The sequence below is a fragment of the Prevotella lacticifex genome, from assembly GCF_019973375.1.
Lineage (GTDB): Bacteria > Bacteroidota > Bacteroidia > Bacteroidales > Bacteroidaceae > Prevotella > Prevotella lacticifex.
In genome coordinates this window covers 374,082-388,749 of record NZ_BPTV01000002.1, presented here as the reverse complement: position 1 = coordinate 388,749, position 14,668 = coordinate 374,082, and the positions used below count along the sequence as shown (strand labels likewise).

The 14,668-nt window shown below is 48.3% G+C and carries 13 protein-coding genes and 1 pseudogene; 13 read left to right on the top strand and 1 reads right to left on the bottom strand.

Going from position 1 to position 14,668, the window contains the following annotated elements; genetic code table 11:
- Positions 1-108 precede the first annotated feature (108 nt).
- The 13 genes and pseudogenes from LDN30_RS12070 to LDN30_RS12010 all read left to right on the top strand — a co-directional run bounded on the left by LDN30_RS12070 (position 109) and on the right by LDN30_RS12010 (position 11,820).
- Complete coding sequence (locus tag LDN30_RS12070) at positions 109-1,221, top strand: transposase (protein WP_223930054.1); 1,113 nt, start codon at positions 109-111, stop codon at positions 1,219-1,221.
- A gap of 506 nt (positions 1,222-1,727) precedes the next feature.
- A complete protein-coding gene (locus LDN30_RS12065) occupies positions 1,728-2,462 on the top strand; it encodes a ParA family protein (RefSeq protein WP_028910151.1) in 735 nt (244 codons plus the stop codon).
- Positions 2,459-3,067, top strand: a complete 609-nt coding sequence (locus LDN30_RS12060) for a DNA topoisomerase 2-like domain-containing protein (protein WP_223927700.1) — start codon at positions 2,459-2,461, stop codon at positions 3,065-3,067. Before LDN30_RS12065 ends, LDN30_RS12060 begins: the two co-directional genes overlap by 4 nt.
- A gap of 60 nt (positions 3,068-3,127) precedes the next feature.
- A complete protein-coding gene (locus LDN30_RS12055; RefSeq protein ID WP_223927702.1) occupies positions 3,128-3,784 on the top strand; it encodes a DNA-binding protein in 657 nt (218 codons plus the stop codon).
- A 27-nt stretch (positions 3,785-3,811) separates the two neighbouring features.
- A complete protein-coding gene (locus tag LDN30_RS12050) occupies positions 3,812-4,096 on the top strand; it encodes a DUF3127 domain-containing protein (RefSeq protein ID WP_223927704.1) in 285 nt (94 codons plus the stop codon).
- 3 nt (positions 4,097-4,099) lie between these two features.
- The gene (locus LDN30_RS12045; protein WP_223927706.1) at positions 4,100-5,170 is read left to right on the top strand and encodes a hypothetical protein; all 1,071 of its coding nucleotides are present in this window, start codon (positions 4,100-4,102) and stop codon (positions 5,168-5,170) included.
- A 191-nt stretch (positions 5,171-5,361) separates the two neighbouring features.
- Positions 5,362-5,724 (top strand): DUF4134 domain-containing protein, encoded by a 363-nt coding sequence (locus LDN30_RS12040; RefSeq protein ID WP_154533216.1) that lies wholly within the window; start codon positions 5,362-5,364, stop codon positions 5,722-5,724.
- 127 nt (positions 5,725-5,851) lie between these two features.
- On the top strand, positions 5,852-6,139 hold the full coding sequence (locus LDN30_RS12035; RefSeq protein WP_223927708.1) for a DUF4133 domain-containing protein: 288 nt from the start codon (positions 5,852-5,854) through the stop codon (positions 6,137-6,139).
- A gap of 71 nt (positions 6,140-6,210) precedes the next feature.
- A pseudogene (locus tag LDN30_RS12030) lies at positions 6,211-7,545 on the top strand (TraG/VirB4 family ATPase); the annotation flags it as partial.
- A gap of 134 nt (positions 7,546-7,679) precedes the next feature.
- Positions 7,680-8,537: a helix-turn-helix transcriptional regulator gene (locus tag LDN30_RS12025; protein WP_223929634.1), complete on the top strand. Its 858-nt coding sequence runs from the start codon at positions 7,680-7,682 to the stop codon at positions 8,535-8,537.
- A gap of 254 nt (positions 8,538-8,791) precedes the next feature.
- A complete protein-coding gene (locus LDN30_RS12020) occupies positions 8,792-9,901 on the top strand; it encodes a site-specific integrase (RefSeq protein ID WP_223929633.1) in 1,110 nt (369 codons plus the stop codon).
- A gap of 145 nt (positions 9,902-10,046) precedes the next feature.
- Positions 10,047-10,442, top strand: coding sequence for a helix-turn-helix domain-containing protein (locus tag LDN30_RS12015; RefSeq protein WP_223929632.1), 396 nt, complete (start codon positions 10,047-10,049; stop codon positions 10,440-10,442).
- A gap of 985 nt (positions 10,443-11,427) precedes the next feature.
- A complete protein-coding gene (locus tag LDN30_RS12010) occupies positions 11,428-11,820 on the top strand; it encodes a plasmid mobilization protein (protein WP_223929631.1) in 393 nt (130 codons plus the stop codon).
- A 232-nt stretch (positions 11,821-12,052) separates the two neighbouring features.
- Here LDN30_RS12010 and LDN30_RS12005 read toward each other — a convergent pair whose 3' ends face one another.
- A complete protein-coding gene (locus tag LDN30_RS12005) occupies positions 12,053-14,641 on the bottom strand; it encodes a TonB family protein (RefSeq protein ID WP_223929630.1) in 2,589 nt (862 codons plus the stop codon).
- Positions 14,642-14,668 lie beyond the last annotated feature (27 nt).

Genomic DNA, 14,668 nt, shown 5'->3' with positions numbered 1-14,668 from the left:
ATAAGCCACTATATGGGACTTGCAAAGGATACTCTCCTCGCAACTTGTGCAAAGGTACGAAAAAATCTTCAGGATCTTTTCCCTGAGATCATGATTCTTTTGCTGGTCATGAGAAAAAAGAATTTTACGCAGATGGCGAAGTACGGTAAACACAACGAGCACACATACAGAAGTGCCTTCAGGAAAGGCATCGACTGGTGTGTCTATAATACAAAGCTCATCAGGGAACTTTTTGACACAGAGAATGACCTGCTTGCTGTGGCAATAGACCAGAGCTATATCCGTAAGGCCGGGAAAAAGACTTATGGCATCGGCAATTACTGGTCCGGATGTGCACAGGCCGTCAAGCACGGCTGTGAGATTACCCTGCTGGCCATCGTCAATGCGACACAGAAAGACGCGATGGCCTTCCGGGCAATACAGACGCCTGGTAAAGCTGACGGACGCAAGATGTCGCTTACAGACTTCTACATCAAACAAGTCAAGAAGTACTCCAAGAGAATGCAGAGGATTACCCATAACATGGTAGGTGATGCGGCGTTCTCTACTAAGCACTTCACCGACAGCATGGTAGAGTTAGGTTTCACATTCGTCAGCCGTCTGAGAAAGGACACAGCGGTCAGATATCTGTACGCAGGTAAGAAGACGGGGAAGAGAGGCCGGCCGAAGACATTTGACGGATACATTGACTTTGAGAGTCCGGATTTGGACAGAATGCAGAAGATCGACAGTCTGAGTGGTGATGATGGTGAGTACTATACAATAGTTGCAAATGTGAAATGCCTCAAGCGGAATGTCAGACTGGTGGTATGGTATCCAGAGGGTCTCGCCCGGGTTAAGAGCGGCGGTTACCGTCTATATTACTCAACTGACAAGGACATGAGCGGAGAGGATACCATGGCCATTTATCATGCCAGGTTCCAAGAGGAATATCTTTTCCGCGACGGCAAACAGTTTACCGGCCTGCAGGACTGTCAGGCCAGAAGCAAAAAGAAACTGCACTTTGCTTACAACGCCGCGCTCGCCGCAATCAATACAGCAAAGGTGGCAATGGCACGTGATGACAAATACAAGGGTATGTCTTTAGCGTCATATAGTATGCTGATGCACAACATGTTCATATATCGAAGAATTATCGAAGTGTCAGGTATCAAACTTGACAAGAAGAAAAATAATCTCATCTTAAAAGACTTGCGGGCTCTATCGGAGGCCGCTGCTTAAAAGATGGGGCAAATATTAACGAAGTATTGTTTAAAGGGAAAATGAAATTTTACAAAAGTACTGAAATTGCGAATAATATCAGTATGTTTCAGCCCATTTAACCATAATGTATAATGCCATACGTGTTTTATCCATGCAATAGCAAGAACTCCGAATGCAAAATGTCCATTTAGTCCGTCCTATTGTCTTTGGGACATTGTTAAAGGTAACATCGTTTGTACGAAAATGCCTTTTATTGAAGAAAATCGACTTTTTTCATCAAATTTGGCGGTAAATCAGCAGTTTACATATGGCTACTGTTGCGGTAATGCAGAATAGTTCTTATCTTTGCAGAAAATCATACCGCAAGCACCTGAAAGCTTGCAGGGCCAAGCTCCCTTGGAATACAGGCCTACCAAAAAGGAGCGCGTCTTTTACCGTCACACGGAAATATCTTATGCCGCCATGAGGCGGACATAACAGAGGTGACCAATACTCCATGACACGAGTTACCAACAACCAACCTTATGAACATACCATTCTTTAACATCGGAAAGTCTCCGGAGAAGAGACGCAACAAGATTTTCGTCGTCGCCAATCAGAAGGGCGGCTGCGGCAAGACTACCCTCGGCGTGCTTCTTGCCAACCAACTCGTTCTTAAACATCACTGCCGTCTCGTCGTACTCGATGCTGACCCGCAGCGCAGCATCGTCAAGAAGCACGAGCAGGACAGAGAGCGCTGGCCGCAGCTTCAGCCCCTTTATCAGGTTGTACCCTGTACCCAGCTTGGCAGTGAGAAGGATACCCTCAACCTTATCCGAGCCATGCGCAACGAGGACTTCGACTTCATCATCGACACTCCGGGCAGTCTCACCCTTCAAGGTTTGCTCCCATTGGTGTTCGAGGCCGATGCCATCATCACCCCCATCCAGTTGGAGAAGACCAGCATCAACGGCACGACAGGCTTCATTGATATGACCGCTATGGTTGCCAAGGAGAACGGCCTTGACAAGTTGCCTCCGTTCTTCTTCCTGCCCAACCAGTTCAACAAGAACTGGGGCCGTAAGGACGAGCTTGTCGAGCAGCAGAAGTTCCTCGACTACTTCGCTAAGCTGGGCACCGTCCTGCCGAAGATACCCAACAGCGCCGAGATCCAGCGTTACAGCACGCTCTACCTCACCGATAAGCAACATGAGATTGTTGACAAGTGCTATGACACGCTCTATGACTGCATCTATAACGAAAAATCCAAATCCGCATGACTGACGGCACTTCTCGACCAATGGTTTTCGGGGATATTCACGAACTTCTCCGTAAAGTCAACGGTGAGAGCGAGCCAGCATATATGTGGCAGAGTGACAAGCCCAAGGAAGAGATAACGGGGGACGAGGCACAGAGAGTCGATGAAGAGCAGCCCCGCGAGGCACGCGTAAAGCCTGCAAAGGAGCCTTCTCCCAAGGAGTCTTCTCTCAGTTCCACAGAGGAAACCGCTGATAACAAGCCATCCGAGAGCACTGGGCAAAAACTTTCACAAAAGGTACAGCGCAAGCCACGTCCGTCCATGCCTGTCAGGAAGAAAGAATCCAAGGAGGCTGAACGAAACGGTAAAAAAGAGTCTTTGTCCAATGTAAGCCGTACACCATTCTCAAAAGACGACATCCTCTCGCAGATAGAAGACTTCTCCTGTGATTCCGACACCGGACGACGGCACTGGGTGTTCCTGCCCGACGATATAGTGGCCACCCTTGAGGCAGTCTATGGCAGCCATCGCATCTCCGCCATCATCACAGCCCTTGCCAGGTCTTTCATAGATGCCAACAAGGATGATCTTCGACGGCTCGTCACCCACCGCAGCGGCCTGTTTTGAGCAGGGCAGGCAAAAGAGATAATAAAACCGATTAAGAACCAAAAGAATGAACTGAACACTATGAATACAACCTTCCAACCTAAGACAAAACGAATATTCTGGACACCGGAGCATGACGACATACTTAAGGAACGCTTTCAAACAGACTATCTCCACAATATAGCCACCCATCTTGGCTTCTCGCTTAGTTCTGTTGCCAAGCATGCCCGCGAACTCGGTCTCCGCAAGGATAATCCGACTGGCCGCAACCGTGATGCACGTGCCTTTGTGGAGATGGAATACACCAATTTGTCCTATCAGGAAATGGCGGAGCGCACAGGACTGCATAGGTTCACGATAGTGAAGATAGCCCGTGAGCTCGGACTGTCACGAACCCCGGAGCAGCTCCGCACTATCCGGAGCCGCCGACGCAAGGAACTCATCCAGAAGGAGCGCCGCCGCATCATCTTCGGTCTCGACCAGCGTACAAATATAAAGGTAGTGAGTAACAACCAGAAGATCCGTCTTCGCGGTTCACTCAAGCGCATCGGTTACATTCTTGGAACCGACGGGCATACCTTCTTCTACTATCCCGGCCTTACTCGCCACCTCGTCAAGGAGGCCAACGGCAAGGAACTCGGGTTTACCTTTTTGCCATTGCCGACAGCGTGCACGGAGGAAACGGAGGATTATTCAGCATCTCCGGCCGTGTCGGCAAATGGACAGACCATCAACTAAACCATCCATATAACCAAACTATCGACTATGAAAACCACAGGAACTATCAAGAAAGTCCTGCCCGTAAGGACAGGCACGTCAAAGAAGGGCAGCACATGGGCCGCCCGGCAGTTTGTCCTCGATACCGACGGCGACGGAGAACTCCTCCTTGAAGTCTTCGGGCAGAAAGAAATCGACCAGTATGCCATCACCGAGGGTGAGAAGCTGACTGTGACCTATGTCCCCAAAGTCCACGAGACAGGAGACAAGGTGTTCGGCAAGAACAGTGTCACCGGCATCGAGCGTGACGAGTCACAACCCTTTGCAGAATAGCTTATGGCATTTACGAGTATAGTAATTGTCATTGTTGTTCTTTATGTCCTTGGTTACGCGGGCATGATAGTCTTCGACCTCTTTATCAAGAAGGACCCGGTGGAGTTCATGCCCAAGCCCAAGGACGTAGACATCGACATCTCCGACGAGGCCGGGCAGTTCAAGCCCATAGCAGTGGGAAAGACAGAGCCACAGCAGTCTACCGCTCAGAACTCCGCCGCCCATAAATCGGATGACGAGGTGGCCACAGCGCACCCCATCCATGATGAGGAGTCGGGAGAAACAAGTGAGGAAGAGAAGAAAGCCATTGCATCCGCTGAGCAGTCAGCAGCACAGGTCCCTCCTCCACTCTCAGCTACATCATTCGATGTGGATAGTGATAAGCCCAAAGTAAATCCCTCCGATGACATAGGCCCAAGACCAACTGATGAGGAAACTCAGAAACGTATTAATGAGCTTGTTAAGCTCAGACGTGGAGAGATACTTTCCGAGGAAATGTCAGCCTTGTCAAAGGAGAGGGAAAATATGGAATCGAATGAAGAGAACGCAGAGGACTCCATTTCAAAAGAGGAAGGCAAAGACGCACCGGAGGTGAAGGATACCTCCACAGAAGACGTAGAGTCATTCGCCCCGGAAGTCCGCATCGTCGGTCCTGAGCATACTGTTTCCCCTAAGGTGTCAGATGCTGTAAGTGAGGAAGCCTTCAAGGAAAAGATTCCGTCAGAGTCAAATTCCGAAGAAGGAACTTCTCCAAAACCGACTCATGCAAAAAAGCCCAGACCTCCGAAGCCCCCAAAGCAACCGGAGTTCCATAGTGATGCTTACTTCGACATCTTGAAGGTTCAGATAGACGACTCCAAACAGCAGACAAAGCTGCAGGGAGCCCAGACAGCCGAGCAAGTCAGCAAGGAGGCTAAGCAAGTTTCTCTCGACGAAGCTCAGATGACACTCAGACAAATCAACAATTTATGGGAAAAGAAAGAATCAGAGTACGTCCCCGATGAGGACGAGCTCCAAGCGATAGAAAAATCTGAACGGTCGAACCGTGAGGCTCCGCCAGAATTCAATATTTAATGTTAATACTCTCGTTTACTTTTATTTGTTGGATTGATTAATAGATTGATATCTTCTCTTATAAGACAGCTTCGGGAAGAGGGCTGCGCCGTGAGGCAAGGGGATCAGGCGGCCACGTGAGTGGCACTCACCCATCTTCCACTTTCATGTGGTCTTTAAATTGTAACGTAATAAAATATCTTAACAAACTTATGTTACAAACCATTTCAACCAAAACCATCATGAACTCCTGCATGAGCGCATGCAAGAGAATCCCCGTGAAGCGTGTAGCCGCCTTCCTCGGAATGTTCCTTTTCTGTGCCGTCATGACCTTCGCCCAGAGCAAGGGAGCCGGCGGATTCCAGAAAGCCATCACTGAGGTGTCGAGCTACCAAACCCCCGTCAGTAACTTAATGAAGGCCATTGCTGCAGTCATTGCACTCGTCGGCGCTTTCAGTATTTATTTCAAAATGCAGAACGGCGACCAGGATGTCAAGAAGGCTATCATGTTGACTATTGGCGGTTGTGTAGCTTTCCTTGCAATGAGCGAGGCTTTGCCTTTGTTCTTCAAGTAGTTACAAGCTACGGTTAAACAAGGAGTCCGACTAACCGAATCAACGGTGTCGGACACCTTTTAACTCTGAATACTCTATCAAATGCAATATATAATGTAAAACTATTTCGTAATAAAATTATGAGATAATGGACATCAATTTCAACGGCATCCCGGTCTTCAAGGGACTCCAAAAACCACTGGAGTTTATGGGCATCCGCGGCAGGTTCCTGACCTACGCAGCCGGAGCCATCGGCCTGAGTTTCCTCGGCTTCCTGCTGTCCTCCATCCTCTTCGGCAAGCTTGTCGGCTTCATCGTCATGGTCTGTCTCGCCGCCGTGGGAATCATCTCCATCTACGTCAAGCAGCGCAGCGGACTGCACAGCAAGGAACGCCATCGCGGCATCTACTTCTTTTACAAAATGTACGAGCGGTAGCCGTGAATAAAATAGATAAAAGAATACAGAAAATAGAAAACAAAAATCAGTTACTACAAACATAACCTACCATGGCAAACAAGAAAAAGCCGCTTGACGGCCTCTTCGCCCAGCTCCAGGACATCAAGGATGGTTCCGGCAAGCTGCTGAACACGGTCCTCTTCTCGAAGAACGGCAATCCCTCCGTCATCATCGAGATCGAGAACCCCGTTCAGCAGTATGCCACGGATGCCGTGCAGTATGTCGCCTTCACCGACGTACTGAACAACATCGTCCAGACGCTCGGTGAGGGCTATGCCCTGCAGAAGCAGGACGTACTGTGCCGCCAGAGCTACCACCACGACATCTCCGATGATATGGAATTCCTCACCAGAAGCTACTTCCGCTACTTCAATGGCCGACCCTATACCGAGATCCGCACCTACCTCATCATCACGCAAGAGGCCGTCAAGTCCGCCTTCGTAAAGTACGACCCCAAGTCCTGGCTTGACTTCCACACAAAGGTGAGCAAGGTCATGGACATTCTCAAGGAGCGCGGCGTCTGGCACCGCAAGCTCACGAAGGACGAGGTCAACGAGTACCTCCACCGCTTCATGGCGTTCCACTTCAAGACCGGTCCATTCTCCATGCAGAGCTTCAAGGCCGGTGACGACTGCCTGAAGATGGGTGACAAAGTAGTAAAATCCTTCGACATCGTCGACGTGGACGAGATAGACCTGCCATCGCTCATCAGGCCCTACCAGTCCGTTGCCGTCAACGGCTACGTCATCGCCACCGACCTGCTGGCCTTCCTCAGCGAGATACCCGATACCGACTGCGTCATCTACAATCAGGTCATCCAAATCCCCCAGCAGCGCAAACTATTGAGAAAACTCCAGGGCAAGGCCAAGCGCCACGGCTCCATGCCCGACCCCAGCAACAAGATCGCCAAGGCCGACATCGAAGCCGTGCTGAACCTCCTTGCCCAGGACAGCAAGCTGCTCGTCTACACCAACTTCAACCTGCTGGTCAGCTGCAAGGCCGAGAAGCTGACCCCCGTTACGAGCTTCATCGAGACCAAGCTCTACGAGTGCGGCATCTTCGCAAGTAAGAGTGCCTACAACCAGTTGGAACTCTTCATGGACTCCTTTCCCGGCAACGCCTACTCGTTCAACCCCGACTACGACCTCTTCTTGACGCTCAACGACGCAGCCCTCTGCCTCTTCTTCAAGGAACATCTGAAGCACAGCGAGGACACTCCGCTGAAGACCTACTACACCGACCGTCAGGGCCTGCCCGTATGCATCGACATCACCGGCAAGGAAGGCAGGGTGAAGATGACCGACAACGCCAACTTCTTTTGCATAGGCCCAAGCGGAAGCGGAAAGTCGTTCCACATGAACTTTAATGTCGGCAAACGGTTGCAAACGCCTGCAAGTAATCGGTTGATTATCAGTTAACAAGCGTTTGCAGTCTTCCTAAATGGCTATTGTGGGTTCCATCCGTTTTGATTAATTTTGTACCGCATTTGGAACTTGACTATGAAGTGCCACGACATAAGATGTTGCACCATAAAGCAGATAATGCAACGCCGCTGCACCAAAATTGTCAGACAATGCTGAAAACGGATAAATTCACAAGAACAAGCACTATGGGAAAGAAAAACGAAACACAACTTAACAGTTCGGGCGGCAGCGTTGTCAACGTAAGTTCTCGGCAGGAGTTCTATCGTCCGCAGCAGGTGGCTGAACTGCTCGGCATCAGTTTGAGGACTTATTATACGATGGTCAGTCGTGGAAAGCTACACCCGGTCAAACTCTCGGAGCGCGTGACAGTCGTCTCACGGAAGGAGATTCTCAGCATGATAGAGGCGGCACTTGGGGAGACGCTCTCACAGACGATCTTCTCAAAAGACAAAGGGCATGACTGTAAGGGAAAGGACAGCAAGGGAAAGGCGAATGAGGGTGCCAAGACTCGCAGAGTGTCCAAACGGGCTGCCAAAGACCGCGCTCCCGTCGGTGTCACCCACGACACACATTATACTATGGCGGAGATTTGCGCGAAATTCGACTATAGTTACGGTCGTCTTTATACACTTAGGATGCGGTATCAGATTCCGTCCATCCACGCTTTCGGCACTACGTGCTATCCGAAGGAGGCTGTCGACAAGGCCGTCAGTGAGGAACGTGAGCGACTGGGCAGGACGCTCGGCGAGCATTGGTACACCTGCGGAGAACTCATGCGCATCTACGGACTCGGCAAGACACAGGTCAGGCGGTTCGCCAACACCCACCATGTGAGGACGAAGAAGGCCAACGGCAACCGGCTCTATTACTTGAAGGAGGACTGGGAAGCGGAGCGCAGAAAGGCTGAGGACAAGAGCCCGTCAACCAAGGATAAGCGCGTCGGAGCGACATGAGCAGTCAGAAGCGGGTATGTGTTATTGGCCAAATCCGAGTCCGATTGTTTCGAAAAAACGGCAAATAAGCGGGTAAAACATGGAAAATAAGGCATCAACAAGACCAAACGACTGCAAACAGTTGTTGCAAGACGTAATCGGTCGTAACTTTGTAGAAGATTTAGCAATCTATTTGCCTAACCGTATGGAGACGGCGGCAAGATACAAGTATCATTTGGACCATTAAATTGAAACATAAAAAAAGAAAAATAACTATGACAAACCTTTGTACAAAAGTAACAGTGCGCCAGCGGAAGCTGGCAAAGGGTAAGGTCTCACTCTACCTTGACTATTACCCTGCTATCCGCCATCCCCGGACGGGACGGATGACACGGCGCGAGTATCTGGGCATATACATCTATGCCAACCCCACGGAGCGGTTCCAGCAGGAGTACAACCGCTCGATGATGAAGAAGGCGGAACTCATCAAGTGCCGCCGCACGGAGTCGGTAATCAATGAACAGTTTGGTTTCCTCGACCGGGCAAAAGGCCGTGAGAGCTTCCTCGACTATTTCGAGAAGCAGATGCAGGAGAATGAGTACGGCCACAACTGGCAGACGGCTTTCGGTCACTTCAAGGACTATTGCGGCGGCAGCTGCTGCTTCGACGACATCACCGTTGAGTATTGTCAGAAGTTCCTCGCTTACCTCATGTCGGAGAAGTGCGCCCGCAACGGCAAGCGGATGATGGCTTCGTCGGCCAACAACTGTCTTTGTAAGCTCAAGGCAGTGCTCCGCATCGCCTTCGATGACGGTAAGCTCAAGGAAAATGTCGCCACGAAGTTGGAGAAGGCTGAGAACGACAGTACGCCAAGGGAGTTTCTGACCCTCGACGAGGTGAAACATCTCTCGGCTACTCCCTGCAAGAGCGAGGTGCTAAGACGCGCAGCATTGTTCTCAGTGCTCACGGGACTACGTGTCAGCGACATCATCCGACTGAAATGGGACAACATCGAGCCGTCAGCCGATGGCGGTTGGATGCTCCACTTCCGCACGAAGAAAACGCATAAGGAGAGTTTCCTGCCTGTTAGCGACGAGGCAGTAGAGCTGTGCGGAGAGCGGAAGGACGGTCAGGTGTTCAAGGACTTCACCACGGGCATCGTGGCCTATCACCTGAAGAAGTGGCTCAAGGCGGCAGGCATCACGAAGCACATCACCTTCCACTGCTTCCGCCACACCTTTGCCACGTTGCAGCTGGCGGCCGGCACCGACATATACACCATCTCGAAGCTGCTCACCCACAGCGACGTGTCAACGACACAAGTCTATACAGACGTAGTCAGCTCGCTCAAGCGTGACGCAACGAACAAGATCTCATTGAAATGAGACTCACAGTGTCATACTATTACATTCTCACATACTCACATACTCACATTCTCACATACTTTTAGAATAGAAAACCATCATCATAACCTACTGACATTTTGATACTATGGAAAACCAAACACCTACCCCACAACCAATTACTACCATGAGAACATTTACCTTTGACGGGATGCCGGAATCTCTGGCATCCCTCCATGAGAAGTGCGACACGATCATCGCCCTGTTGTCGTCCATCGCCAGCGGCACGTGCGCTGCAGCCAAGCACACACCTATCGGCATGACGGAGGCCAGCAAGCTGCTCGGCAAGAGTCCGTCGACCATCTACGACATGACCTCCAAGCGGAAGATACCGTTCCACAAGCGTGGCAACAAGCTCTATTTCTTCCAGGACGAACTGATGAAGTGGATTACCGACGGAGGATACAGCGACACCCACTATCCGGACGAAGCCACGGCTAACGTTGACGAACGCAAGGCCGAGAGGCATCTCAAAGCGCTGCAAGCGGAAGTCAAGCGAAAACCGAAACCATTGATGTCCTGACGAATTGGCGATTAATGGCGTAATGCCGGTATGTTGCCCGAGCAAGTATATTACTTACGCAAATATCTTACTCGGGCAAGCAGCTCACTTGGGCAAACATATTGCTTTATGTTCAAGAACTCGTAAAAGTTTGGGGAAGGATTAAATCAATCTGATCTATCAGAGCAATCCGCGGATAGATTCTATCTATTCTATCTGAGCAATCTTTAGATAGATTCTATCTGATCTATCAGAGCAATCTTTAGATAAATTCTATCTGATCTATCAGAGCAATCTTTAGATAGATTCTATCTGATCTATCAGAGCAATCTGCGGATAGATTCTATCTGATCTATCAGAACAATCCGCGGATAGATTCTATCTGATCTATCAGAGCAATCTGCGGATAGATTCTATCTGATCTATCTAATCTATCTTTCCCCATCTTTGAGTTAGGTTTTATTTGGATCACATGATAAAGGTTATCATACTTATCACGGTTATCACGTGATAAAAGTAATCATACTTATCACGGTTATCACGTGATAAAGGTTATCATACTTATCACGGTTATCACGTGATAAAGGTAATCATACTTATCACGGTTATCACGTGATAAAAGTAATCATACTTATCACGGTTATCACGTGATAAAAGTAATCAATCGCATAGTCTGAGCCAGTAAAATACCGAGTCTGCGACTAATCACGATCGCTCAACAACTATGGGAAATACCTCGTTTAGCACCTAAAACAGACATGATGCCATATATATCGCAAAACCTACCGCTACGGCAGTCAATTGGGAATAGCAAGTTGTACTTTTGTGGCCACACTAGGCTGTCGCCGTCGTATGCCCTCAAAAGTCACTTGCCAGCGGAGCTGGGGATGAAATCTCGGTCGCAACTCCCGGATTATCTCTTGAAAGATGAAGACACCATGAACTCAAAGACTGCCCAATGTAAATTTCAATTTTCAACAACTACCCACTTTTACAACTTCAACAGATGAACGACACCAACAGAAACCACGTCTGCAAAGTCAGACTTAGCGATGATGAGCTGCAGCTCTTCCAGAAGAAAGCACAGAGCTACGGCGGCAACACGAGTGCCATGATTCGTGATGCTGTCACACTCTTTGATGACAAACGAACAAGAGGGAGAATAGAAGCAATGGCGACGTTGCTCTCTTTCTACAACAAGTATCAGCAGCAACTCTCATGGCTCGGTGGCAACTTCAACCAAGTCATGCACCGTGCCAATGAGCTGGCCATTGATGACAAGCTCAGCGAAAACTATTTCCGCAAGGTCATCATGCCGGAGGCGCAGTCTACCTTGAAAGCCATCAGAGGCATCAAGGCTGAGTTGGATGCCATCCACGACAGCCTTGAAAAAATGTAATCCGTTTCACCTTAATCATTCAACTAACATGATCATCACCGTCCTTCCATCATCCATTAACTTCCATGCCATCGCCTATAATGAGATGAAAGTTGAGAAAAGACAGGCAACGCTGTTCGAAGTCTAGAACATCGACGGCATTCGCCCTGAAACCCATGCTAGACTAATGCGATTGCAATGTAAAGTAAATTTCTCATTTTGTTGACGGTTTTACAATTAAGTTGTTCTTCTATTATTGTTTGTCATCTTTCTCTTCCTTGGGTATCTTGAATGAAATAGGAACATTGAACTTTACTCTCACCGCATGGCCATTGCTCTTACCAGGCATCCATTTGGGCATAGCCGTGATTACCCTAACTGCTTCTGCATCAAGTGATGGTGAAACAGACTTTGACACGGAAATATTTGATACGGAGCCGTCTGTTTCAACAATGAAGCTGATGATGACGAGTCCTTCCTCACCTTTTTTCCATGCCTCTTCCGGATAGACAATATTGGTGCTGAGATAGTTCATCAATTCATTCAAACCTCCGGGGAAAGACGGCATTTGTTCTACAACTTCAAAGACACGTTGTTCTATGTCGCCGTTGTCGGAGTCCTTAACTGGTCTTGGTGAGCCATTGCCCTTAACTTCCAACACTCCAACTGGTATAGCACCTTCGGGAAGCTGAAATGGCTTGATACGTAAGACTTGCTTTTGGTTGTCTATCTCAACTGAGCCAAGGCGTGCCAATACGGACTGACCCAATAGCAAAGGTGCTTTGAGATTGCTGACTACGCTTGCTTTCACGTTTGTCAGCTCGCAATCACCGAAAGAAACATTGCGAAGGTTGATAACGGTTCCCTCACTGACATTGCCATTTGCATCCAAGTAGTATGAACTGCCCACTACATCATCTTTTGTCAGATAGCCGTTCTTCAACATGAATGTCGCTTCCACCATGGACAATGACACATCGCTCGCACCCGTGTCAAGCCAAAAGTTCAAGGGTAGTCCGTTGATATTGCATTTGACTTTACACAGACCGCCTGCCTCACGCGTAAATGGAATCTCTGAGACGTTTGTTAGTGCAGATGTAGAAACAGAGGCATCGCCTAAACTTCCTTTATATCCGGACACGCTTAATGCAGGAGCGTCATTAACCTTCGCCTTGAATTCCTTCATCATTGCTTTGAAGTCATCACGGTTTTTCAATCCGTCAAGGTCTCTGTCATTCATGATGTGGGTAAACCTGCGGAAACCCTTTTCCAAAGCGGTGCGCAAGTAGCCCATTGCCTTGTCATATTCACCCATCTTGGAGTATAGGCAAGCTGCGTCATAATAGCTTCCTTTGTCATCATTATGGGCAAGAATGCTGTTCTGTACTGCAATGGCAAAATCCTTCTTGCCCAATCCCAGATAGGCATACTGTGCGTTGCAGTCATCATCGTAAGTTATATGATCCAGATTGGCTCTGTTATTCACTTCAATATCAGCAGACTTTCTTGCATTACCGTTAACATCCACAGAATCTCTGACCATGCTTTCTTCAAGTGCCTTTATGAAATCGGCCTTTGCTGCGGTCAAGTCTCCTTTATGTTTGTAACATTCGCCTCGCTCCACAAGTGCGTATGTATAATGTGGCTGTAAGACAAGTGCCGTGGTAAAATCCTCTATTGCCCCGTCAAAGTCGTCTGTGCAGTATTTGAAAAAGCCACGACGGTAATAGCCAAAGTACTCATCCGGCTCTTTGTCAATGTAAGAAGTCAATACATTCAACGCTTCCTTTGTCTTTCCCAATTCATACAGGAAGTTGGCCTTGTAAAGGAGATAACTCGTGTTTGTAGAGTCCATAGCCAAAGAGCGGTTCACATAGTCAAGAGCCTCATTATACTCCCCAAGTTCAGAATGGCACAATGACAATCTGAAAATGACAGAACTACTTGTACTGATATTGTTTGCTTCCTCATATGCTTTAATGGCATTTTGGTATTCATCCACTTCTTCATAGATTCCGCCTTGCAGGAACGACCACAAACCGTTGTTCTTGTCCTTGGCCTGTTGGATACGAAGTTTTGCGAGCAATATTTCTTTGGCTGGAGACTTTATGTCTTGCAACATACCGACAGCCTTGCGGTTATAGTCTATGCTAAGAGCCATTATAAGGTCATCGGCAGCTTCATTGTTCTTGTTCAATTCGAGATAGGTCTCAGCACGGAAAGCGTATGCCTGAGAAGATTTGGGGTCAAGAGTGAGGCTATAGTTGAACAGCCTTAATGCCTCGTCATACTGTTTCTTTCTAATGGCGTCCCTGCCTTTGCCCAAATATCCCAAAGTGTTGCCCGGTTGAGATGAGATTAAGACATCATAATCCGCATCGGCAAGGTTATACTCACCTTTATAGTAATAGTATTCAGCCCGGTCAGACAAAGTATTCTCATCAGCCGGATTCTCCTTCAACGATGCCTTCCAGTCTTTAAATGCAAGCTCATCGTTTCCAAGCTTAAGGTTCACTTTCGCTCTGAGCCTATAGGCGTATGAAATCCAGTTCTTGTCTTTCTTCAACAATGGAACAGCCTTATTGAAGCAGTCAAGAGCGTCGCCTTCCTGTTCATTGTCATCATAAATCAATCCCATGCAATATAGGGCATATCCATTGTTAGGATGTTCTGCAAGTTCTTTTTTGAAGAAGTCCAAGGCAGAGGATTGGTCAGGATTGTTGCCAAACAGCAGTTCCTGTCCGCGTTTGAAATTGTAGCTGTTCTGTAATTCTTCCTTGCTTTGTGCAAATACACATACAGATTGGAATAGTACTATTATGATTATTATCAGTTGTTTCATTGTTGCGACTCTGTATTATTAAATGAG